Genomic DNA, 23,279 nt, shown 5'->3' on the forward strand with positions numbered 1-23,279 from the left:
GGTAAACTTCTTTTCATATCCATCCCTTTTCTTCCGCAATTGTAATTGCTTCAATTCTATTTTTCGCATCAAGCTTCGCTAATACTTCAGAAATATAATTACGTACTGTACCCGGCGAAAGATAAAGCGCCTTCGCAATTTCGTTTGCCGTCTTTCCTTCTTTCGCAAGCAACAATACTTCCTTTTCGCGATCTGACAACGGATTTTGCTCCTGCCATAGGCCGAACATTAAATCTTGGGAGACCTCTCGTTTCCCCTTCATTACATTACGAATTGCTGCTGCTAAATCTTCACTTGGGCTATCTTTTAACAAATAGCCGTGCACACCAGCTTTCATTGCTCTTTCAAAATATCCCGGCCGTGCAAATGTTGTTAAAATCATTACTTTGCATGATGATTTTTCTTTCTTTAACGCTTCAGCAACATCTAATCCACTTTGAATCGGCATTTCAATATCCATAATACTTACATCTGGCTTTAACGATTCAATTAATTTTAACGCCTCTTCCCCGTTCGCAGCTTGCCCAATTACTTCGATATCATCTTCTAGATCAAGCAGAGCCCCTAACGCACCACGAAGCATCCGCTGATCTTCTGCAATAATAATTCGGATCATGCCCTCACCTCATCTTTTCCTGTTCTAATAACAACTGGAACTTTTACTGTTAACAACGTCCCTGGATTGATTGTACCTAGTTCAACAAATCCATCAATAAGAGCAATTCGTTCTTTCATGCCACGGATACCATTTCCATCATGATTTTGATCTGTTAAACCGATTCCGTTATCTTCTACTTTCAAAATCAGCTCACCTTGCGATTCTAATACAGAAACTGCGCATCGCGTTGCCTTACTATGTTTTACAACATTTGTAACGGCCTCACGTAAACACATCCCGACAATATTTTGTTCAATTGGTGATAACGAGCTCGATCTTGCTTCTTGCCTCACTTCTAATTCAATATTAGCTGCTTGTAAGATCGCTTTTATTTGCTCTAGCTCTTCTTCTACCGTAATCATACGCATATCAGAAATTAATTCTCTCAGCTGTTTTAAGGCTGTACGAGACGTTTGTGTAATTTCCTTCGCTTCCACACTTGCACGCTCCGGATTTTTCACAATTAACTTCTCTACAAGCTGGCTTTTCAAAGTAATAAGAGATAACGTATGTCCTAATGTGTCATGAAGATCTCTTGCAATCCGCTGCCGTTCTTCACGTTTTACTAAGTCTTTAATTTGCTCGTTTGCTTCATTCAGTTGGTTCTTTAACATCTTTTTCTGATTAAAATTGCGCATACCAAATGGCGTAAGAAGCATTAAAATAAACATCGGAACGATATTTACTAAACTTGTAGTTGTTAGTTGATTCATATTTACAAATAAAAATGCTCCAAGCATGATAACTAACGAACATAACAGCACTCGAAATACTTTCTTATTTGGCGCAAATCCCATCGCACTTGCTGTGAAAAAGCCAAAAAATATCATAAAAGGATTATAAAATAAAGCAAATAAAAAGATGAGTACCATTTGAATACACGCCCAAAAAACAAACGTCCTCTGAACAAAATAAAGCTGACGGTATGTGACGATAAAAATTATCAACATACCGCTTCCTATTACAAGCTTCCATCCTGATGCCTGCGCTAAGTGATAAATTGGAAATAATAGATAAACAAACCACATATACGGGAAGAATCCCATATGTTTCGGAAAAATCTCAATCCACTTCTTCTCTATCATTTATACCGCTTCCTGTCTTTTTCTTATATATATTGATACTACAACAAATATAAGGAAATAACCTCCTAATACCGCGATATTTTCCCATCCAATTGATTTTCCAGCTACAATATCCCACGCACCGCTTCCGAAGTGGTATGTTGGTGTCCATTCACCAATTGTTCTTAATATTTTTGGGAATACTTCAATCGGCATCCATAACCCACCAACTATAGCTAAACTCATATTTAAGATATTTGCTAAGCCAGCAGCTGCGTCCGCCTTCTTAATGGAACCTATTACTGTTCCTAACGCTAAAAATGGTGTTACCCCTAACAATAACCATAACCCCGCACCAATCCATTGCCCTACCGTTAACTCAACATGATTAATTAGTATCCCTGCAATAAAGATAACTAATATTGAAAAAGCATTTACTACTGTTTGAGCGATAATTTTTGCTGTTAAATATGCTCCCTCTGGAAGCGGTGTAATTTTTAGAAGATGTGTCCATCCTTGCCCTCTTTCCTGAGAAAGTCTCACACCGAAACTAAAGAGTGCAGTCCCTACAATACTGAAAGTTGCCATCGAAATTAAATAATGTGCTTTCCACGCATCTCCGTTTTGTGGTACTTGAACAACATTTGTAAAAATGTAGTAAAACATAACAGGCATTAATAATGAGAAAAAGATAAATAATTTATTGCGGAATGTACGTAAAATTTCTATTTTGCACTGCATCCATAACGCTCTCATGCGATTTCCTCCTTCTGATTTGCGACAAACTGTTCAAATGCCTCATCAAGGCTTCCACGTTCAACTGAAACATCTGTTACAGGTAAACTCCTTTGATAAATGGCTTTTAAAGTTGCATCCGTATCCTCCGTTGTTAAAATGAAGCGTCCTTCGTTTGACTTTACTTCTGTTACATTTGGTAATTCCTTTAGTAATTTTGTAGGAATGCTTTCCTTCGAATAAAATGTGATTGTTTTTCTCGAAATCGTTGCTTTCATTTCGTCTGGTGTACCATCTGCGATAATCTTTCCGTTCGCAAATAATAAGATACGATTTGCTAAAGCATCTGCTTCTTCTAAATAATGCGTCGTTAAAATAATCGTTTTCCCTTCACTTGCTAACTTTCGAATCGTTTCCCAAAACGTTCTTCGAGACGTAATATCCATTCCGACTGTCGGCTCATCTAAAAATAACAAATCCGGATTTCCCGCAAGTGCAAGCGCAAAGTTTAATCTTCTTTTTTGCCCACCTGATAATTTCTCACATCTTTGCTTTCGCTCTGATTCTAAATTTGATAACTGCAGTAACGTTTCTTTCGCTATAGGATTCGTATAATAACTACGGAATAACTCAATTGCCTCTTCCACCGTAATACTATCAATGACACTTACTTCTTGCAGCATCGCACCGAAGCTATTACGAACATCCCTATGCTTTGGACTCTTTCCAAATATAAAGACCTTACCTTCTGTTGGATCCTTTAATCCAAGCATCATCGACATCGTCGTTGTTTTTCCCGCACCATTCGGACCAAGTAACGCTACTATTTCCCCTTTATTTACATGAAATGAAACATTATTTACTGCGCTTTTATGTTTAAATGTTTTAGAAACACCATTTACTTCAATAATCTTTTCCATCTCTCCACCCCCGCTGTTTCTTATATTTACATTGTATTACTTGGAAAACTTAGGAAACAGTATGATGCGTCATGACATCGATATGACAATTGTCATGTATTCTTTATGAGAGGAATCAACCCGCATACCGCAAGCGAGTAGCAGGACGAAAATAAACATGATACAATCGGATAAGATATATATTCGAGGAAGGACAGTGGTTTTCATGATTATTCGTAATGAACAAGATTTAGAAGGCTTACGAAAAATCGGCCGCATCGTTGCGCTTGCACGTGAAGAAATGAAAAAACAAGCGAAGCCAGGTATGACAACGAAAGAGCTTGATTTGATCGGTAAAAAAGTATTAGATGAGCATGGTGCTATTTCTGCACCTGAAAAAGAATATGATTTTCCAGGTGTAACTTGCATTAGTGTAAATGAAGAAGTTGCTCATGGTATTCCAGGAGATCGTGTATTAAAAGAAGGCGACTTAGTAAACGTCGATGTATCTGCTGCACTTGATGGCTATTATGCAGATACAGGTATTTCATTTGTACTTGGAGAAGACGAGGAAAAAGAAAAACTTTGCCAAGCAGCGGTTGATGCATTTTGGACAGCAATGAAAAAGATTAAAGCTGGCTCAAAACAAAATCAAATTGGTCGTGCTGTTTCAAACTTCGCACATAAAAGTGGGTACAATGTTATTCAAAACTTAACTGGTCACGGCATTGGTCTTAGCTTACATGAAGCACCAAATCACATTTTAAGCTACTATGATCCAATGGATAATGCGCTTCTAAAAGACGGTCTTGTTATCGCTGTAGAACCGTTCATCTCTATGAAGGCTGATCATATTATTGAGCGTGGTGACGACGGTTGGACATTCGTTACACCTGATAAAAGTCTTGTTGCACAATGTGAACATACCGTTGTCGTAACACGCGGTGAACCAATAATCTTAACAGAAATCTAATACCAAAAACGGCTGTTTTGTAGATTTATTCCACATAAAACAGCCGTTTTTTATTTTTGGGAAAATATGTGAACTATTGTTGAACTCTTTATCATTTAAGTATATAATCTTTAGCGGAGGTTACTTAAACTTATCTTTACTAAAAAGATATTGTAACTAAGGAGTAAAACACCTTCTTTCTTATTGTTTAAACAGGCTCAAAAATGACCGTAGTAACGTGTTAGTCGAATATTCTGTAATCCTTATATCTCTCTAACAATGTAAGAAACTATCATCTTTCAACTTCGGTCCACTAATCGCATAACTCTCTTTAGACAAAATAAATGACTATTTTCAAAGTACATATTGTCTTCATTCTGACCAAAACCAACCCTATCTAGATTTTTATTTCCACATAACTTTAAGGCAAAAATAAGCCTTCACAAAGGGATACACTACCTTGGTTAGTATGTATCGTAAAACTTACCTTTATAACCATTCTTTTTTACTAGATATACATGAAAACTATCTCACATATGAAGGTCTGATATCATTCTTTATATCAGTATTTTTTTCGACATTTTTTGTCGAATTGTGTATATTTCCATAGAACTGTGTAAATATACATTTTGTTTTACGTTAAACAATTTTACTTTGAACATAATCCTGTTTGTCTGAGAACGCGTATAGAAACGGAGGGATAACAAAAATAAATAGCTTATAACAAATACTTTTAATATTCCATTTGTTCATGTGGAATAAGTCCCCAATGGACAAATGAATGTTCAGAGGAGGAAAAATGAAAAAACTTTTTAATGTATGTTTAATTGTATTCGTACTATTTTCGCAACTTGCTAGTTTTCCATACAATCAAGTAAGAGCGGAAACGTTAACAGGAGATTCCTTATTTGACACTGTTGAAATGAAAGATGCAACGAATCAAATTATTGACGAAGCAAAAAATCCTAGCAACTTAGTAAAGATAGGATCAACCATTGAAGTAGAATACGCTTGGTCAATAAAGGATCAACAAGTTGCACACGCAAATGATACAGCAGTAGTTCAAATACCACTTGCATTAAAAGTATCTAAAGATTTGCAAGGGGATTTAGTAACAGATCAAAAAAATATTGGTCAATATTTTATAACAGCTAAAGATAATAAATTAAAATTAATATTTAATGATCAAGCAGAAAATTTGAAAGACGCTAAAGGAAAAATTAAATTTGATACTGTGTTTAACTCAACTTTAAAAACTGGAGAAAAATCAGTTCAAATCGCTTTTCCTTTAGGAACAATGGTTCAGCCTATATCAGTTCCTGTTCAGGTAGAAGACTCTAAAGAAGATGGCACCAAACAGGATACTAATAAACCAGTGCAAGATCCAGTAGCTAAACCTGTTACTGACAATCCGGAGCAAGATCCAACAACTAAAACTGTTACTGATAATCCGGAACAAAACCCAGCAACTAAAACTGTTACTGATAATCCGGAACAAAACCCAGCAACTAAAACTGTTACCGATAATCCGGAACAAAACCCAGCAACTAAAACTGTTACCGATAATCCGGAACAAAACCCAGCAGCTAAAACTGCCACTGATAATCCGGAACAAAACCCAGCAGCTAAAACTGCCACTGATAATCCGGAACAAAACCTAGCAGCTAAAATTGCTACTGACAATCCAGAACAAAAGCTAGCAAGCGACCCTGCTGAGAATACAAATTCAGGTCCAAAGCAAATAACAACAAACATTTTAACCGGTGTAAAGTTGACGGATAAAGACGGAAAACCATTTACAGAGGATAACCGTCCAAGTACAGATTCCCCTGCCAATATTGAGTTTACATGGGAACTTTTAAAATCAATGAATGTGAAAAATGGAGATTACTATATTTTTGATCTTCCTAAACATTTTAAGATTTACAATACAATTAACAGTCCTTTATATGATAGTGAAAACCATCAAATTGGTAATTTTACTGTTACAAAAGATGGAAAAGTCACGATGACATTCAACGATTATGTTGAAGAGCATCCAGATGTTGCTGGTAACCTACAATTAAAGACAGAATTTAATAGAGCTGAAATTAAAGGTACAACAACACAAGAAATTCCTTTCCCGATTAAAGATAAGGATGTTTCTATTACAGTTGACTTTAAGCCTAATGTACAAACAGCTACGAATAAAAAAGGATTACCTGATAGACCAATTAATACAAATGAAATTAATTGGAAAGTAGAGATGAACAAAACGCAAGACACCCTTAAAAACGCTATTTTTAAAGATAGCATTCCACAAGGTACAAACTTAAATAAAGATTCTATTAAAGTTTATTATTTAGAAGTTGATGTTAATGGGAATGTAACGCGTGGTGCAGAAGCTGAGCCAACAGATTACAATATTATTTCATCAGATGGCTCAAAATTGGAGATTGCTTTTAAAGATTCTATCAATAAAGCATATCAAATCGAATATGCCACAAAAATTACTGATGAAAATATTAAAAGTTTCCGAAATAACGTTACGATAACGAGTGATAATCAAAAGCAACAAAACGCAAGCTCTACTGTAACGGTTTCTCGTGGTACACACTTAAATAAAACAAGTAAATATGATCCAAAGACGCAAACAATTGAGTGGACAATTACTTACAATGGTGATCAAAGAGAGATCAAAAAAGCAGATGCGATTTTAAAAGATATTTTTGACGATACACACGAACTAGATGCAAATTCTATTGTTGTAAAAAACGCTTCATATAATGAAAAAGGAACGCTTGTAACAGGTGACGCTGTTAATAATTACACTGTAAGTAACAAGAAGAATGGATTCGATTTACAGTTTAACAATGATATTAATAGTGCTTATGTGATTACCTATAAAACCAAGCCAACTAATAAAGTTATAGAAGATGGAAAAGTAAAAAATAAAGTTACAGCTGATAATGATTCAAGTAAAGAAAATGAAGCTAGCTTCAAGCAGCAAAATATTATTAAATCTAATAATAAAGCTGAAACAAATTATAAAGACAAAACAACAACTTGGACAATTATAGTAAATAATAACAACTATCCATTAAACAAAGCGATCATTACGGACACCTTTGATCACGGTGGATTACAATTAAAAGATAAAAAACTAGAAATTAAAGACGGAAATTATATCCTTCAAGCTGGGACTGACTATGTTTTAGATGCAACAGATAAAGGCTTTACAATTACTCTTATAGGTACATATCAGTCTAATATGACAAAGACATTAGTCGTAAAATATACGACAGACTTTGATTATACAAAGCTAGAAAGTGGTAAAACTTCATTTAAAAATACAGGTAACCTATCTTGGATAGATACGGATTCTAATCCACAATCAAATAAAGTTGAAGCTAATTTCGATCCTGATACTTTCACAAAGGCAAATGGTTATAAATACGGTTCTTATAACGCCCAAACGAAGGAAATTACTTGGATAATAGGCTTTAACTATAATAACGTTGAGATTAAAGATCCTTACGTTATAGACGTAATACAAGATAAACAAAAGTTAGTTCCTGGATCCATTGAAGTGCGCGACATGATTTTAAATGGAAATCCTGATAATGCACAACCTGGTAATGCTGTACCAACTGAGAAATATGAACTTGAAGAACCTACAGAGAAAAATAAAAACACCCTAAAGGTTCATTTCAAACAATCAATTAATTCACCCTACTATATTATCTTTAAAACAAGCCTTGATGGTGAACTTATCCAAGGTACCTACAAAAATGAGGCAGATTTAAAAGATGGCTCTAAAATTGTAAACACCCTTACAGGTGACACTCAAGTAAATAAAGGTGGCAGCTTTGTTACTAAAAAAGCTGTGCAAGACGACAACTATATTAATTGGAGTATCGCAATTAACGAAAGCCAATCAACCATTGCGGATGCGGTTGTAACAGATGACCCAACCGAAAATCAGGTAATTGTGGAAGATTCATTCCACTTATATCCTACAACTGTTGATCCATATGGAAATTTAACAAAAGATAAAGTAAACGAATTAAAAGAAGGAACAGACTATAAACTCAAAATAACAACAGACAATAATACCGGAAAGCAACATTTCGAAATTGCCTTCTTGAAAAAAATTGATCGAGCTTATATTTTAGAATATCGCTCACTTATTAATGCAGACGATAAAGAAAAAGTAAGTAATAAAGCGAAAATCACAGGCAATAAGTTGACAGTTAAAAACACAGAAACTACTGAAACAATTGAAGTGAGAATGTCTTCTGGTTCAGGTGGAGGATCTGCTACCAAAGGTCGTGGAAACCTTGAAATTATAAAGGTAGATAACGACAATAAGAACGTACTATTAGCTGGGGCAGAATTTACTTTATACGATCGTACAGGTAAAACTGTTATCCGTAAAATTACAACAGACAAAGACGGTATCGCTAAATTTAATAATTTAAAACGTGATAAATATTTATTAAAAGAAACAAAGGCTCCTGAAGGCTATGTAATTAGCTGGGATTTAAAACAAGGGAAAATTGTTGAACTTGGTACACAAGAGACTACAACATATAAACTTGCAAATAAGAAATTTGTCGGGAAAGTAGTTTTAACAAAATCTGATGACCTGAACAAAAACGCAACACTACAAGGCGCTATTTTCACACTACTGGATAAAGATAAAAAAGTAATTCCAGAACACAAAGAATTAACAACAAATAATAACGGACAAATTATTATAGATAAACTAAAACCAGGAACTTACTACTTACAAGAAACGAAGGCTCCTGAGCATTATCAATTAGATAGCAAACTTATTCCGTTTACTATCTCTATAGATCAAACAACAGTAGTAAATCTAACTGCGACAAATAGTTTAACTAAAGGATCTGCTCTTTTAACAAAAGTGGATAATTATAATAAAACTTTAGCAGGGGCAGAGTTTACTGTTCAAGATCGCAACGGAAAAAATATTCCTGGATATGAGAAATTAACAACAAATGAACATGGACAAATCGAAGCAAAAGATTTACGTCCTGGTAAATATCAATTTGTCGAAACAAAAGCTCCTGAGCACTATGAATTAGACAAAACACCTATCCTATTCGAAATAGAAAAAAGCCAAACTACAGCTGCTTCTATTGAAGCAAAAAACACTTTAATTAAAGGTGGTGTTACTTTAACAAAAGTTGATGATGTAGATGGCAATACTCTTGAAGGTGCGGTATTCAAAATTGTTAACAACAAGAACGAAGACGTGCGTACAAACTTAAAAACAGAAAAAGATGGAACTTTAACCGTTGAAGATTTAGAGCCTGGTGAGTATCAATTTATTGAAACAACACCACCTAAATACTATGAGTTAAATAAAGAACCAGTTCCATTTACAATTGAAAAAAGTCAAACAAGTATCATTCCAATTACTGCAAAAAACAGTTTAACAACAGGTGCCGTTGAGTTATTAAAAATCGACGAATTTGATAAAAAGACTCCTCTTGCTGGAGCTATATTCAAAATCGTTAATGAAAAAAACGAAGACGTGCGTACGGACTTAACTACCGATAAAAACGGAACTATTAAAGCTTCTGACTTACGTCCAGGCAAATATAAATTTATTGAAACGAAAGCTCCTGAACATTATGAACTGCGATCAACACCAATTGAATTTACAATTGAAAAAGGTCAAAAAACACCAATTGTTATTACAGCTGAAAATAGTCTACTACCAGGCGATGTTGAGCTAATAAAAATCGATGATGTTGATGGCACTCCACTTACAGGTGCCGTATTCAAAATTGTTAATAACAAAAATGAGGATGTCCGTACAGAATTAGTTACGAATCAGGAAGGTAAAATTATTGCTACTGGTTTACGTCCAGGTAACTATAAATTTATCGAAGTAAAAGCTCCGGAGCATTATGCCTTAAATAAAACACCGATTGAATTTACAATTAAGGTAAGTCAAGCAACTGCTATTAACGTTACTGCTACTAACAGCTTAATAAAAGGCGGTATTGAATTAACAAAAGTTGATGATGTAAATGCTAAGGAAACCCTTGAAGGTGCGGTATTTAAAATAATTAATGACAAAGGCGAGGATGTTCGTACGGAACTTACTACCAATAAAGACGGTAAATTAGTAGTACAAGACTTACGTCCAGGTAATTATAAACTAATCGAAACAAAGGCTCCTACTTATTACGATGTAAATGAAGAACCTATTGAATTTACAATTGAAAAGAGCCAACAAAAACTCATCCCTATTACTTTCAAAAATAGTTTAACGAAAGGAAAAGTTAAACTTATTAAAGAAGATGATGTGGAAAGTAGTAAAGCTCTTGCCGGCGCTGTATTCACATTGCAAGACACAACTGGCAAAGAAATTATGAAAGATTTAACAACAGATGGTCACGGAGTATTAGTTATTCCTGATTTAGCACCAGGGGATTATCAATTTATCGAAACAAAAGCCCCTGAACATTATAAATTAGACAAAACACCTATTAAGTTCACAATTAAAAAAGGTAGTAAGGAAGATCTTCCTATCCCTGTTACTATAAAAAACAGTTTACTTACAGGTGGCGTCACTTTAACAAAAGTTGATGATGTTGATGGCACTACTCTTGAAGGTGCAGAATTTATAATCGTTGACGCTCATGATACTAAAAAGGTAATTCGCAAAGGTTTAACGACTGATACAAACGGTAAAATTACTGCTTCTGATTTACGTCCTGGAGACTATCAATTTGTTGAAGTGAAAGCTCCAAAAGACTATACCTTAAGCAAACACCCTATTCCGTTCACTATCGAAAAAAGTCAAAAAGAGAATATTACTGTTACTGCTACTAACAGTTTAAAGAAAGGTGCAGTAACATTAACAAAAATCGATGACATCGATCGTACGATGCTCGAAGGTGCAATCTTTAAGATTGTGGATATGAATGGTAAGGAAGTTCATACGAATCTTGTTACAGATAAAAACGGTAAAATTTCTGTTTCTCATTTACGCCCTGGAGACTATCAGTTCATTGAAACAAAAGCTCCTGAGCACTATGTATTAGATGAAACAATGATTCCATTTACAATTGAAAGAAGTCAAACGAAAGAGATCAATGTTACAAGCAAAAATGCTTTAAAAAACGGTAGCGTTGAACTAACAAAGATTGACGATATTGATATAAATACAAAACTTGCTAATGCCGTATTTAATTTATTAGATGCAGACGGAGAGTTGGTTGAAGAAGGCTTAAAAACAAATGATGAAGGTAAAATTGTTGTTGAAAATCTACGTCCTGGTACGTATCAATTCGTTGAAACAATTGCTCCTGAACATTACGATTTAGATAAAAAACCTATCGTATTTACAATTAAAAAGAGCCAAACTGAAACTCTTCATGTCACTGCTACAAATGCTTTAACAAAGGGTGCAGTTAAACTTTCTAAAACAGATGATGTTGATGGCACTGTTCTTAAAGATGCAGTATTTAAAATTGTTAATATGAATGGTGATGTAGTTCATAAAGACCTTGTTACAAATGAACAAGGAATAATCGAAATTAACGACCTACGTCCTGGTGATTATCAATTCATCGAGACAACGGCTCCGAAACACTATGATTTAAACAAAGAGCCAATTCCATTCACAATCACAAAGAACCAAGCTGATCCTATCTCCGTTACAGCTACAAATAGCTTAACGAAAGGCGCTGTGGAACTTTCTAAAGTGGATGATGTAGATGGTACCGCTCTTAAAGATGTGATATTTAAAATTACTGATATGAATGGTAACGACATTCGCACTGAGCTTACAACAGATGTAGATGGAAAAATTTCTGTTTCTGATTTACGCCCTGGGGACTATCAGTTTATTGAAACGAAAGCTCCTGAACACTATAAATTAGATAGTAAACCTATTAAGTTTACAATTAAGAAAAGCCAAAAAGAAAAGCTCCAAGTTACTGCTACAAATAGCTTAACTGAGGGTTCTGTAGAATTAATAAAAGTGGATGATATAAATCCAGATACAAAACTTTCTGATGCAGTGTTTAACATCATTGATGCGAATGGTAAAATTGTTCGCACGGATTTAACTACTGATAAAGATGGTAAGATTACTGCTACAAACTTACGCCCTGGAGACTATCAATTCATTGAAACGAAAGCTCCGAAAGATTACGATTTAAATAAAACACCTATCAGCTTCACTATCGAGAGAAGTCAACTATCTCCCGTTTCTGTTACTGCTAAGAATGGCCTAACAAAAGGTGGCGTGGAATTAACTAAAGTTGACTCTATAGATAAGAAAGAAATGCTAGAAGGTGCGGTATTTAAAATTACTGATATGAATGGTAACGACATTCGTACGAATTTAGTTACCAATAAAGACGGAAAAATCATCGCGAAAGACTTACAGCCAGGAGACTATCAATTTATTGAAACGAAAGCTCCTAAACATTACGACTTAAATGAAGAACCAATTAAATTCACAATCGAAAGAAGTCAAACCAAGCATGTCTTCGTTACAGCTATTAATAGCTTAACGAAAGGTAGTGTGGAGTTAATTAAAGTTGATGATGATGAAGAAAACACAACACTTGAAGGTGCAGTATTTAAAATTGTTAACAAGGATGGGCATGACGTCCGTACCGATTTAACTACTGATAAAAACGGCCGTTTAGTCATTGATGAATTACCACCAGGAGACTATGAGTTTATCGAAACAAAAGCTCCTGAACACTATGACTTAAACGAAACACCTATTAAGTTCACAGTTAAAAAAGGCCAAGAAAAAATCGCCTCTGTTACTGCTACGAATAGCTTAACTAAGGGCACAGTTGAATTAACTAAAGTTGATGACATCGACGGTACTACTCTTGAAGGGGCTATCTTTAAAATTGTAGATATGGACGGCAAGGATGTTCGTTCAGATTTAACTACTGATAAAGCTGGGAAGATTTCTGTTTCTGATTTACGTCCGGGAGATTATCAGTTCATTGAAACGAAAGCTCCCACTGGCTATGATTTAAACGTTAAACCAATTCCTTTCACAATTACGAAAGGACAATCTCAGATTACCTCTGTTACAGCTTTAAATAGTTTAACAACAGGTTCAATTGAGTTAACTAAAGTTGATATTGATCACCACGGAACACTTGAAGGTGCCATTTTCAATATTTTAGACCAAGATGGAAAAGTAGTACGAGAAGGTTTAAAAACAGATGGGCATGGTAAATTAATCGTAAATGATTTGAAACCTGGTAATTATCAACTAGTGGAAACAAAAGCTCCTGAAGGCTATCAATTAGATGCATCACCAATAAGCTTTACTATTGAAAAAGCCCAAGCTTCACCACTACAAATTACAGTTTCAAATAAAAAAATTGAATCTTCTTCAGGTGGAGATGACAAGCCAGTTACTCCTCCAAATAAAGAAGAAAACAAAGGCAATGAAACATCTGAGAAACACGAAAACGGAACTTCTGAAGAAACATCGAATAAAACAGATAACAAACAGCAAGATGATCAAAATACGGATAAACACCTTCCAAATACAGGTCATAAAGAAGACCCTACACAAACAGTAGGTATCGTTCTTCTACTAGCTGGATTATTAAGTATTTTAGCTACAAAACGCAAAAAAAATTATTAATAATTTTTTCACATCCAATCAATCTCTCAATTGATTGGATGTTTTTTTATACAAAAAGGACGATACATAAAGTATCGTCCTTTTAACGGGGTGAGGCTGCCCAAAAGTACGGAAAACCTTTGAACAGCCTCTTATTTTCATATGGATGCCTTACATATATCACTGATAATAATTATGAAATGCGGAAACATAATTACCATCAACTGATTCAAACATGAGAAATGAAACCCTACAGTGATTCCATTCCTCTACATAATCTAAAGTTTGGGTACACTAGATTCATGCAATGTAGGAGCTTTCAGAGTAGAAAGCGAACCTTCGTTTAAAATGATAGCATACATATCTCCCTCAAAAATATGCAAATATGCATATATCGTTTTTATTTCTCAATGTCAGAATATTGAAAAACAAAAGGCGCGAAGGTAAAATAAATTCATTATCCGTCTTCTTTTGTCAGTCAGAGAGAATAGAAGAATAGGAGAGGAAAAAATGAGAAAATCATTGAAACAAAAAATAGTAAGCTCTTTGCTTGCTGTATCACTCGCTGTTAGCTTAGCTCCAATCGGGCAAGCGAAAGCGGATTCCACGTCAGAGGTTACACAAACTCCATCTATTACAAAACAGATTGATCCAAACCGCGCGATTGAACATGTTCGTTTCTTGTCTGAAACAATTGGTCCTCGCCCCGGTGGGACAAAATCCGAAGAATGGGCTTCTCGTTACATTGGTATGCAGCTTAAATCAATGGGCTATGACGTAGAATATCAACCATTTCTGGTGCCCGATCAATACGTTGGATTCATTGAATCACCACTATCAACAAAACGTACTTGGCAAGCTGGTGCTGCTCCTAATGCACTAATTTCTACAGAAGCTGTTACAGCTCCCCTTATCTTTGTTCAAGGTGGTACAAAATTAGAAGATATTCCAAATGAAGTAAACGGTAAAATTGTTTTATTTGAAAGAGGAACGACAGTTACAGACTATAATAAACAAGTTGAAAATGCTATTAGCAAAGGTGCAAAAGGTGTTCTTTTATACAGTTTAATTGGCGGACGCGGAAATTATGGACAAACCTTCAATCCCCGCCTAACGAAAAAGCAATCTATCCCTGTCTTTGGCCTTGCTTATGCACAAGGAAATGCATTTAAAGAAGAAATCGCTAAAAAAGGGACAACAATTCTTTCCCTAAAAGCGAGACATGAATCTAAATTAACATCTCTAAATGTTATCGCCAAAAAGAAACCAAAAAAGAGTACAGGTAATGAAAAAGCAGTCGTTGTAAGCTCGCACTATGATAGTGTTGTCGGAGCACCTGGCGCAAATGATAATGCTTCTGGAACTGGATTAGTATTAGAACTAGCTCGTGCTTTTCAAAATGTAGAAACTGATAAAGAAATTCGCTTTATTACCTTTGGTTCTGAAGAAACTGGATTACTTGGTTCGGATTATTACGTGAATAGTCTATCCCCAAAAGAACGCGACCGTATTTTAGGTGTCTTTAACGCCGACATGGTTGCAACAAATTATGATAAAGCAAAGAATTTATACGCTATGACACCTGATGGCTCTACAAACTTTGTAACAGACGCTGCCTTGCAAGCAGGTAAACAACTAAATAATGAACTCGTCCTACAAGGTAAATTCGGTTCTAGTGATCATGTTCCATTTGCTGAAGCTGGTATTCCTGCTGCTCTATTCATTTGGATGGGTGTCGATAGTTGGAATCCATTAATCTATCATATTGAGAAGGTATACCATACACCTCAAGATAACGTATTAGAAAACATTTCGCCTGAACGAATGAGAATGGCATTAGACGTTATCGGAACAGGAGTTTATAACTCGCTTCAAAAACCTGTTCCTCAAACTGAACAGAAAGCTGCTTAATCATTTAAAAGACCACTGATTTTATCAGTGGTCTTTTATTGAGAAAAAATATATATGCATAAAAGCATATTTTATCCTACCCATTATCGTATACAATATTAATTGTAACAAAAACGATTACAACTAATAAGGAGGCTTTTTCTATTATGAAAAAAATGATTTTAGCAGGTGCATTAACTTTAGCAGGAATTACTGGAGCTACTGCGTTTATCCCTGAAACAAAAGTCGCTGCTGCCGCTCAAGAACAAAGCTTTACAAAATTTTATTCTTTGCAAACTGGAGGTAGTTCTGAACAAGAACCTATTTTCCTTCAAAAAGGACAAGAACTAACAATTCATCCTAACAGCAAAACTCCTAGTTACAGTGTTTATGACTCAAATCATAACCTTATTGGACGTTATTCTGATGGTTACGGCCGAATTTTCACTGCAAAAACAGATGGAAATATGTATGTTCAATTTCATGCACCTTACGTTTACTATAGTCCTGTTAGTTTTTCTGTTACTTATACTATTCAATAGAAAAGAGGTCCTTTATAGGACCCCTTTTATTTCTCTTCCCAATTCACTTTTACAAATCCATCTTTTACTTTTAATCCGCTTATATTCAATACATATTCTTCATTTGCTTTTAAAGTAACTGTAAAAGTACCTTTTTTCGATTCACAAATTTCCTTTAACTCTTTTATACCTTCTCCTTGTCTTTCATACACACTAAAACATAAGTTTCCTCGTTTTGCATCTGTCTCATAAGAAAATGTCACTTCTGTATCCTTTTCATATTGAAATTTGATATCCTTACCGGCAATATCCCATGATGAGAATTTTGCCTCGTAACTTGTTTTCCCTTGCTTCTCATTTTCTAAATATATATCTCCTGCTCTCCACGCATCATCTAACGTTTGTGCAAAAGTAAAACCACTAAGTAATACAAACATTGTACTTGCCAATATCGCAACTAATGTTACTTTCTGTTTTTTAACAAAATTCACCTTACATTCTCCTTCAACCTTCTTTTTACTTCTTCTTACCATATATAATAAAAATCCAATAAAGAATGGCAATATAACTGCTAAAATACTCCATCCTTTGCTCATTTGATGTGCTTTAGCATCTGTATATACCCATGATACAACACATATTAAAAGTGCTATAAAAGCCAAAAACATTGTAATTCCAGCTATCTCAAATACTACAAATGGATTAGCGAACTCTATCATGTAATTTATACTCCTTCTTTAAAAATGACTGTATTACAACATATATCGGAATGTATACGTGCATCATAATCACACTTGCTATCAGCATAGGAATTTTATGATCCAAATGAGTGATAAATTGTTCTATAACAATTGTTAACAAAACAATCCAAATGGCATGAATACTAATTAGCCACCTCTTCTCTAACTTCTGAGCCTTTCGCACACCCTGCTTCGTGTTATTGATTAGCTCTTCGCTTGGTATTATCTCTCCTGCTAAACTGCTCTTTATTTTCTGTTCAAGTTTATCTTCCCTCATGAACGAACCCCTCCAAATGTTCTCGCATTTTCTTTTTCCCATAATTAAGCCGATACTTTACCGTACCAATTGGTATATTTAATATTTCACTCATTTCCTTGTAAGAATATTGTTCATAGTAATAGAGTACGAGTACCGTTTTATATTTTTCATTTAATAACTGTATAACTTCCCGTATCATTTCGGCTTCTACCTTTTGAATGATTTCCTCTGATATATTCACATCATCTACAAACTCTACTTCTCCACCACCTTCTTTATGAAATAAATCTAATACGCGATTTTTCCATCTTTTCTTCTTGCGGTAAAAGTCATAAAATGTACGAACGCAAATTGTAGTAATCCACTTTTTATAATTATCCACATAAGAAAGTTGGTGCCTTGATGAAAAAACCTTTATCCACGTCTCTTGAAAAATATCTTCCGCATCTTCTTTCGTTTTCGCTAATTTATAGCATAAGGAATATATTTGCTTCTTATATATATCAATTAATTCTTCTATCTTTTCTTCCATCATAAGCCTCCTAACATTTACATAAGATGACGCAAATTCCCCTTTTGTTTGATAAAATTTTATTTTTTTTATTATCTCCACATAAAAAGGCAATCACAACATCGTGTGATTGCCTTTTATTTAAAAACGAAAGCCCGCTTCCGCTTTTCTTCATTACATTTTTTCTGGTGCAGATACTCCTACGATTGCTAATGCATTTTGAAGTGTAGTGCGTACTGCTTTCATTAACTCGTAACGAGCTTTACTTAATTCTAAGTTATCTTGGTTTAATACTTTTTCCGCATTGTAGAAGCTGTGTAATGTTGCTGCTAATTCAAATGCATAGTTTGTAATACGGTGTGGCAGACGTTTTTGTGCTGCATCCGCAACTACAGCTGGGAATTCACCAAGTTTTTTCAGTAACTCTACTTCTTTCTCAGAAGTAACAAGTTTATAGTTCACATCTCCATCTGCAGCTAATCCTAATTCTTCGCCTTGACGAAGGATACTGCATACGCGAGCATGAGCATATTGTGCATAGTATACTGGGTTTTCATTAGATTTTGATACCGCTAAGTCCATATCAAAGTCTAAATGAGAGTCACCGCTACGCATTGCGAAGAAGTAACGCATTGCGTCCACGCCTACTTCTTCCATAAGCTCACGAAGTGTAACTGCTTTACCCGTACGCTTACTCATCTTCATTTTTTCACCGTTTTGATACAGTTGTACCATTTGGATGATTTCTACTTCAAGCGTGTCTTTATCGTAACCAAGTGCTTGAATAGCAGCCTTCATACGAGGAATGTAACCGTGGTGGTCAGCACCCCAAATGTTGATTAACTTATCAAAACCACGCTCTAATTTATCACGGTGATAAGCGATATCTGGCGTTAAGTATGTGTAAGAACCATCGTTTTTAATTAATACACGGTTTTTATCGTCACCGTAAGTCATTGAACGGAACCAAGTTGCTCCATCTTCTTCAAAGATCTCTTCGCGCTCTTTTAATACGGCAAGAGCTTGATCGATTTTTCCGTTTTTGTATAGTGATGTTTCTGAGAACCATACATCAAATTTAACACGGAAGCTTTCTAAGTCTTTTTGAAGTTTTGCTAATTCATATTTTAAACCGTACTCACGGTAGAATTCATAGCTTTCTTTTTCATCAGCTTTCGCATAACGATCGCCGAATTCTTCAGCTAAACTTTTACCGATTCCAATGATATCCGCACCATGGTAACCGTCTTCTGGCATTTCTTTATCTAAGCCTAAAGCTTGCATGTAACGAGCTTCAACAGAAAGAGCTAAGTTATGAATTTGGTTACCAGCATCATTAATGTAGTACTCACGAGATACATCATAGCCTGCTTTTGCTAATAGGTTACATAAAGTGTCACCTACTGCCGCACCACGTGCATGTCCTAAGTGAAGGTCACCTGTTGGATTCGCAGATACGAACTCAACTTGTACTTTTTCACCTTTACCAGTATTCGTTTCACCGTAAGCTTCACCAGCGTTTACGATTGTTGGAATTAAATCTGTTAAATAGCTATTATCCATATAGAAGTTAATAAAACCAGGACCAGCGATTTCGATTTTTTCAATAGAAGCTTTTGCTTTATCAAAGTTTGCAACTAGTTCTTCTGCAATCATTCGAGGTGCTTTTTTTGCAACGCGTGCAAGTTGCATTGCCATATTTGTAGAGAAGTCACCATTTGTTTTATCTTTTGGAGATTCTAATACAACGTTTGGAATCTGTTCTTCTGTCGCTAATTCTGCCTTTAATACAGCAGCCTGAATTTCTTCTTTAATCAATCCTTTTACCTGTTCTAAGGAATTCATTATTTTGCCTCCTTCAAATTAATTGTAATAGTATATCTGCCAGCTTCTTGTTCACTTAGAAGCAATGCGTAAGTTAAGAAGAGTTGTCCTTTTTTCTTTTCATCCGACCATTTAAAAAGAACGTTATCAGTCTTTGTTTGCAATGCAAACGTACCAAGTTCACTCGTATACGTACCAGTTGTCCATTCACCTTTCACATGCGTCTGACGCATAGAAACAGCACCTGAACGCATAATGAGAACTTGTTCATCTTGAATTTTAATAATTGTTTTCACTTCGCCTTGTTCGTTCGGCTCCTGGAATGTTACATATGTACCTTGACCTTTTACATAGTATTGACCATTTGCTTCAAAAGCAACGGTTTCCTTCCTCGCCCCTTCACGGATTTCTGTTACGAAATGAACGTGTACCGGCAAGCCTGCAAGTTGTTTCTCCACGTCTTGCACACCTTTCAAATGTTATAGATATTAAATACTACTTATAATAAATCACTTTTCCTATCATATCAAAAAAAGACTCTGTCTGTCTGCTGAAAAATCAGGAAAACTCCATTTCAAAAAATAATTCACTTATACTTTATTTCATATGATAAAATGTTTTTTAAATCTAAATATTCTTTTAATTATAGAGGTGAATTTAGTGATACCAACAAAATTAATAAAAGGCGATGAAATACGAGTGATTTCCCCATCGTGTAGTTTAAGTATTGTTTCAAATGAAAATAGAAAACTTGCTATAAAAAGATTAACTGACATGGGCTTTCAAGTTACATTCTCAAAATATGCCGATGAGATAGATCGATTTGCTTCCTCTTCTATTTCTTCCCGCATTCAAGACCTCCATGAAGCATTTGGAGATCCTAATGTAAAAGCTATTTTGACTACACTTGGCGGATACAACTCAAATGGTTTATTAAAACATCTCGATTACGATTTAATTCGTGAAAACCCGAAATTTTTCTGTGGTTATTCTGATATTACTGCCTTAAATAATGCAATTTACGCAAAAACAGGACTTGTTACATATTCAGGACCCCATTTCTCTTCATTTGGAATGGAGAAAGGACTCGAGTATACAGCCGATTACTTTTTACAATGCTTAACCGCTAATGAGCCTATTGAAATCGTTCCGGCTGAAACGTGGAGCGATGATTCTTGGTATATAGATCAGGAAAATCGAGAATTTATTAAAAATGAAGGATACGTTTCAATTCATGAAGGAGAAGCTACGGGAGATATTATCGGTGGCAATATGAGCACATTTAACTTACTGCAAGGTACACCATATATACCAAATTTAAAGGACAAAATTTTATTTATTGAAGAAGATAGTTTAACTGGAACATCTACTCTTAAAACTTTTGATCGTTATTTACATTCCCTTATGCAGCAGCAAGATTTTGAATACATAAAGGGAATCGTTATAGGAAAGATGCAAAAAGGTGCAGAATGTACGATAGAAGACATTCAAGAAATGATTGCTTCAAAACCTGAACTTGCACATATTCCTATCATTGCAAACGCAAGTTTCGGGCATACAACTCCGATTTTCACTTTCCCAATTGGTGGAAGTGCAAAAATTATTTCTAACAAAGAAAAGACATCTATCACTATTTTAACGCACTAAAGAAGGAGCGAATGAGTCGCTCCTTTTATGGTTTTTCTATTTTTTCCAACGCTTTTTGCGGTATTGACTCTTTCGTTATTTCAGCCCATCCTTTTCCTTGCATACCTTTTGCATAAATTTTTATAAAAGCACCTGCATGCAATTCACGATTTACCATTCTTTTAATAATTTGTTGCTTTCCGTCCTCTGTATACCCTTTAAATGTATACAAATATTCACCGTCTTTTTTCTCACCTTTATCTACAACCGCATAATAATCTTGTATTTCTTTATTTGAAAAGAAGTTGTCTACAAAAGCATGTACACCTTCTGTTTTTGTGTTTAAATAATACGCTGTTCCACCTAGAATAATGGCGAATACAGCTAAAACTTTAATTACCAATTTCATACATGAACCTCCTGTTTGCACTTCTTTCTCGCTAGTATTATATCTATACTTGTATTATACGGAAAAGAGCATACTATACTCTATCTAAAAGTCTTACACTTTCCTTACATTATTGTAAGGGATTTTTTCTTACAGCAAGTTCTCAAGAAAAAATTTTTCCGTTTCATACACTTTTATATTATTATTGAATGATACGAATTTTTATTACAAAAATCAAAGGAGACAGTTTTCAAATGGCTATCTTGCAAGGTTTAGCACTATTACTCGTTGTACTTTGTCTATTTACACTTTTCAGTTACCGCGCGCCTTACGGAATGAAGGCGATGGGCGCTTTAGCTAATGCAGCAATTGCAAGTTTTCTTATTGAAGCATTTCACCGTTATATAGGTGGAGAAATGTTTCATAATGACTTTTTACAATCAGTAGGAGAAGCTTCCGGTAGTATGAGCGGTGTCGCAGCAGCGATTTTAGTCGCATTAGCAATCGGTGTTTCCCCCGTATACGCTGTTTTAATTGGTATCGCTACTAGTGGATTCGGTATTTTACCAGGATTTTTCGCTGGATACGTTTGTGCCTTCGTCGTGAAATTTCTCGAAAAGAAATTACCAGCTGGTGTGGAATTTTTAGCAATCCTATTTATCGCTGCACCAATCTCACGCGGAATGGCAATGCTTATGGATCCGCTCGTTAACGCAACACTCGGTAAAATCGGTTCTATGATTTCAGTTGCAACTACAGAAAGTCCTATCATTATGGGTATTATGCTTGGTGGATTAATAACAGTTATTTCTACCTCTCCACTGAGTTCTATGGCACTAACTGCAATGCTTGGATTAACAGGTTTACCAATGGCAATTGCTAGTCTGGCCGTTGCAGCCTCAGCCCCGATGAACTTTATTTTCTTTAAACGATTAAAAATTTGTTCAAAGAAAGATACAATTGCTGTAGCAATCGAGCCTTTAACACAAGCCGATGTTGTCTCAGCAAATCCAATTCCAATCTATATGACAAATTTCGTTGGCGGTGCACTTGCTGGTATTATTACATCGCTATTCCAGCTTGTTAATAATGCACCTGGAACAGCATCACCAATTCCAGGTCTTCTTGTCCTATTCGGATTTAATGACGTTATAAAAGTAACGATTGCTGCCGTACTATGCGGAATCGTTACCACTATTGTCGGATACATCGGATCTATTGTTTTCCGTAAATATCCGATCCGCTCTGCTGATGAAATTCGCGGCATTGCTTCAGAAGAGAAAGTTGCATAAGAAAAAGAGCTATTCCCATCATTTGAGAATAGCTCTTTTTTATGTTGCATAACGGTAAATGAAATTATATAGGCGATTTTTTAAATATATCGACTTACCGACACATAACGACAAAATAAAAGCCCTCTAATCATATAGAGGACTTTTACTTTATCTAGCTTCAGCGGCTAGAATCTCTGGCCATTTCACACTCTCGGCCTGCGCCAAAAGTGCTTCTCGATCGAGCGTTCCAATGACCTGCGATTCTGAGCGAGCTGCCTCCGCTTTTATTACTATCCAGTTACGCCTCCTA

16 protein-coding genes are annotated in these 23,279 nt (G+C 35.2%); 6 read left to right on the forward strand and 10 right to left on the reverse strand.

Going from position 1 to position 23,279, the window contains the following annotated elements; translation table 11 throughout:
• Positions 1-13 precede the first annotated feature (13 nt).
• Genes AXW78_RS25705 through AXW78_RS25720 form a run of 4 tightly spaced genes read right to left on the reverse strand, consistent with a single transcriptional unit; the run spans position 14 to position 3,377 of the window.
• On the reverse strand, positions 14-616 hold the full coding sequence (locus tag AXW78_RS25705) for a response regulator transcription factor (RefSeq protein WP_061884798.1): 603 nt from the start codon (positions 614-616) through the stop codon (positions 14-16).
• Complete coding sequence (locus AXW78_RS25710; protein WP_061884799.1) at positions 613-1,743, reverse strand: sensor histidine kinase; 1,131 nt, start codon at positions 1,741-1,743, stop codon at positions 613-615. The genes AXW78_RS25705 and AXW78_RS25710 overlap by 4 nt, the downstream gene beginning before the upstream one ends.
• Positions 1,744-2,478, reverse strand: coding sequence for an ABC transporter permease (locus tag AXW78_RS25715; protein ID WP_001202431.1), 735 nt, complete (start codon positions 2,476-2,478; stop codon positions 1,744-1,746). It abuts the gene before it with no gap.
• Positions 2,475-3,377, reverse strand: a complete 903-nt coding sequence (locus AXW78_RS25720; RefSeq protein ID WP_000411133.1) for an ABC transporter ATP-binding protein — start codon at positions 3,375-3,377, stop codon at positions 2,475-2,477. Before AXW78_RS25720 ends, AXW78_RS25715 begins: the two co-directional genes overlap by 4 nt.
• Positions 3,378-3,534: 157 nt before the next feature.
• Here AXW78_RS25720 and map point away from each other — a divergent pair, with 157 nt between their 5' ends.
• The 4 genes from map (at position 3,535) to AXW78_RS25740 (ending at position 16,368) form a co-directional block, all read left to right on the forward strand.
• Entirely contained in the window at positions 3,535-4,329 is a 795-nt protein-coding gene (gene map, locus AXW78_RS25725; RefSeq protein WP_102947789.1) for a type I methionyl aminopeptidase, read from the forward strand.
• A gap of 778 nt (positions 4,330-5,107) precedes the next feature.
• Entirely contained in the window at positions 5,108-13,957 is an 8,850-nt protein-coding gene (locus AXW78_RS25730; protein WP_061884801.1) for a SpaA isopeptide-forming pilin-related protein, read from the forward strand.
• A gap of 489 nt (positions 13,958-14,446) precedes the next feature.
• Entirely contained in the window at positions 14,447-15,847 is a 1,401-nt protein-coding gene (locus AXW78_RS25735) for a M28 family metallopeptidase (RefSeq protein ID WP_061884802.1), read from the forward strand.
• 146 nt (positions 15,848-15,993) lie between these two features.
• Complete coding sequence (locus tag AXW78_RS25740) at positions 15,994-16,368, forward strand: hypothetical protein (protein WP_000738221.1); 375 nt, start codon at positions 15,994-15,996, stop codon at positions 16,366-16,368.
• 26 nt (positions 16,369-16,394) lie between these two features.
• On the opposite strand, the gene AXW78_RS25745 is transcribed toward AXW78_RS25740, so the two are convergent.
• The 5 genes from AXW78_RS25745 to AXW78_RS25765 all read right to left on the reverse strand — a co-directional run bounded on the left by AXW78_RS25745 (position 16,395) and on the right by AXW78_RS25765 (position 20,139).
• Positions 16,395-17,066 carry a hypothetical protein gene (locus tag AXW78_RS25745; protein WP_061884803.1) on the reverse strand — a complete coding sequence of 224 codons (672 nt, stop codon included), beginning with the start codon at positions 17,064-17,066 and terminating at the stop codon, positions 16,395-16,397.
• Complete coding sequence (locus tag AXW78_RS25750; RefSeq protein ID WP_001206381.1) at positions 17,050-17,364, reverse strand: hypothetical protein; 315 nt, start codon at positions 17,362-17,364, stop codon at positions 17,050-17,052. The genes AXW78_RS25745 and AXW78_RS25750 overlap by 17 nt, the downstream gene beginning before the upstream one ends.
• Positions 17,351-17,878 carry an RNA polymerase sigma factor gene (locus AXW78_RS25755; protein ID WP_002164261.1) on the reverse strand — a complete coding sequence of 176 codons (528 nt, stop codon included), beginning with the start codon at positions 17,876-17,878 and terminating at the stop codon, positions 17,351-17,353. Before AXW78_RS25755 ends, AXW78_RS25750 begins: the two co-directional genes overlap by 14 nt.
• Positions 17,879-18,031: 153 nt before the next feature.
• Positions 18,032-19,702, reverse strand: a complete 1,671-nt coding sequence (argS, locus tag AXW78_RS25760) for an arginine--tRNA ligase (protein ID WP_001086448.1) — start codon at positions 19,700-19,702, stop codon at positions 18,032-18,034.
• Positions 19,702-20,139 (reverse strand): YwiB family protein, encoded by a 438-nt coding sequence (locus AXW78_RS25765; protein WP_000414867.1) that lies wholly within the window; start codon positions 20,137-20,139, stop codon positions 19,702-19,704. The genes argS and AXW78_RS25765 overlap by 1 nt, the downstream gene beginning before the upstream one ends.
• Before the next feature lie 202 nt (positions 20,140-20,341).
• Here AXW78_RS25765 and AXW78_RS25770 point away from each other — a divergent pair, with 202 nt between their 5' ends.
• Positions 20,342-21,328, forward strand: coding sequence for a S66 family peptidase (locus tag AXW78_RS25770; RefSeq protein ID WP_000613221.1), 987 nt, complete (start codon positions 20,342-20,344; stop codon positions 21,326-21,328).
• Between the two features lie 25 nt (positions 21,329-21,353).
• On the opposite strand, the gene AXW78_RS25775 is transcribed toward AXW78_RS25770, so the two are convergent.
• Positions 21,354-21,716 (reverse strand): YxeA family protein, encoded by a 363-nt coding sequence (locus AXW78_RS25775; protein ID WP_000779931.1) that lies wholly within the window; start codon positions 21,714-21,716, stop codon positions 21,354-21,356.
• A 233-nt stretch (positions 21,717-21,949) separates the two neighbouring features.
• Here AXW78_RS25775 and AXW78_RS25780 point away from each other — a divergent pair, with 233 nt between their 5' ends.
• Positions 21,950-22,987 carry a PTS sugar transporter subunit IIC gene (locus AXW78_RS25780; RefSeq protein WP_000996307.1) on the forward strand — a complete coding sequence of 346 codons (1,038 nt, stop codon included), beginning with the start codon at positions 21,950-21,952 and terminating at the stop codon, positions 22,985-22,987.
• Positions 22,988-23,279 lie beyond the last annotated feature (292 nt).

Source organism: Bacillus thuringiensis (genome assembly GCF_001595725.1).
Lineage (GTDB): Bacteria > Bacillota > Bacilli > Bacillales > Bacillaceae_G > Bacillus_A > Bacillus_A thuringiensis_K.

Bases quoted from the DNA above. Each gene is read 5' to 3' on its own strand.
- AXW78_RS25780 (WP_000996307.1), top strand. From the start codon at position 21,950: ATGGCTATCTTGCAAGGTTTAGCACTATTACTCGTTGTACTTTGTCTA.
- AXW78_RS25715 (WP_001202431.1), bottom strand. From the start codon at position 2,478: ATGAGAGCGTTATGGATGCAGTGCAAAATAGAAATTTTACGTACATTC.
- AXW78_RS25705 (WP_061884798.1), bottom strand. From the start codon at position 616: ATGATCCGAATTATTATTGCAGAAGATCAGCGGATGCTTCGTGGTGCG.
- AXW78_RS25750 (WP_001206381.1), bottom strand. From the start codon at position 17,364: ATGAGGGAAGATAAACTTGAACAGAAAATAAAGAGCAGTTTAGCAGGA.
- AXW78_RS25775 (WP_000779931.1), bottom strand. From the start codon at position 21,716: ATGAAATTGGTAATTAAAGTTTTAGCTGTATTCGCCATTATTCTAGGT.
- AXW78_RS25710 (WP_061884799.1), bottom strand. From the start codon at position 1,743: ATGATAGAGAAGAAGTGGATTGAGATTTTTCCGAAACATATGGGATTC.
- AXW78_RS25730 (WP_061884801.1), top strand. From the start codon at position 5,108: ATGAAAAAACTTTTTAATGTATGTTTAATTGTATTCGTACTATTTTCG.
- AXW78_RS25740 (WP_000738221.1), top strand. From the start codon at position 15,994: ATGAAAAAAATGATTTTAGCAGGTGCATTAACTTTAGCAGGAATTACT.
- AXW78_RS25720 (WP_000411133.1), bottom strand. From the start codon at position 3,377: ATGGAAAAGATTATTGAAGTAAATGGTGTTTCTAAAACATTTAAACAT.
- argS (WP_001086448.1), bottom strand. From the start codon at position 19,702: ATGAATTCCTTAGAACAGGTAAAAGGATTGATTAAAGAAGAAATTCAG.
- map (WP_102947789.1), top strand. From the start codon at position 3,535: ATGATACAATCGGATAAGATATATATTCGAGGAAGGACAGTGGTTTTC.
- AXW78_RS25745 (WP_061884803.1), bottom strand. From the start codon at position 17,066: ATGATAGAGTTCGCTAATCCATTTGTAGTATTTGAGATAGCTGGAATT.
- AXW78_RS25755 (WP_002164261.1), bottom strand. From the start codon at position 17,878: ATGGAAGAAAAGATAGAAGAATTAATTGATATATATAAGAAGCAAATA.
- AXW78_RS25735 (WP_061884802.1), top strand. From the start codon at position 14,447: ATGAGAAAATCATTGAAACAAAAAATAGTAAGCTCTTTGCTTGCTGTA.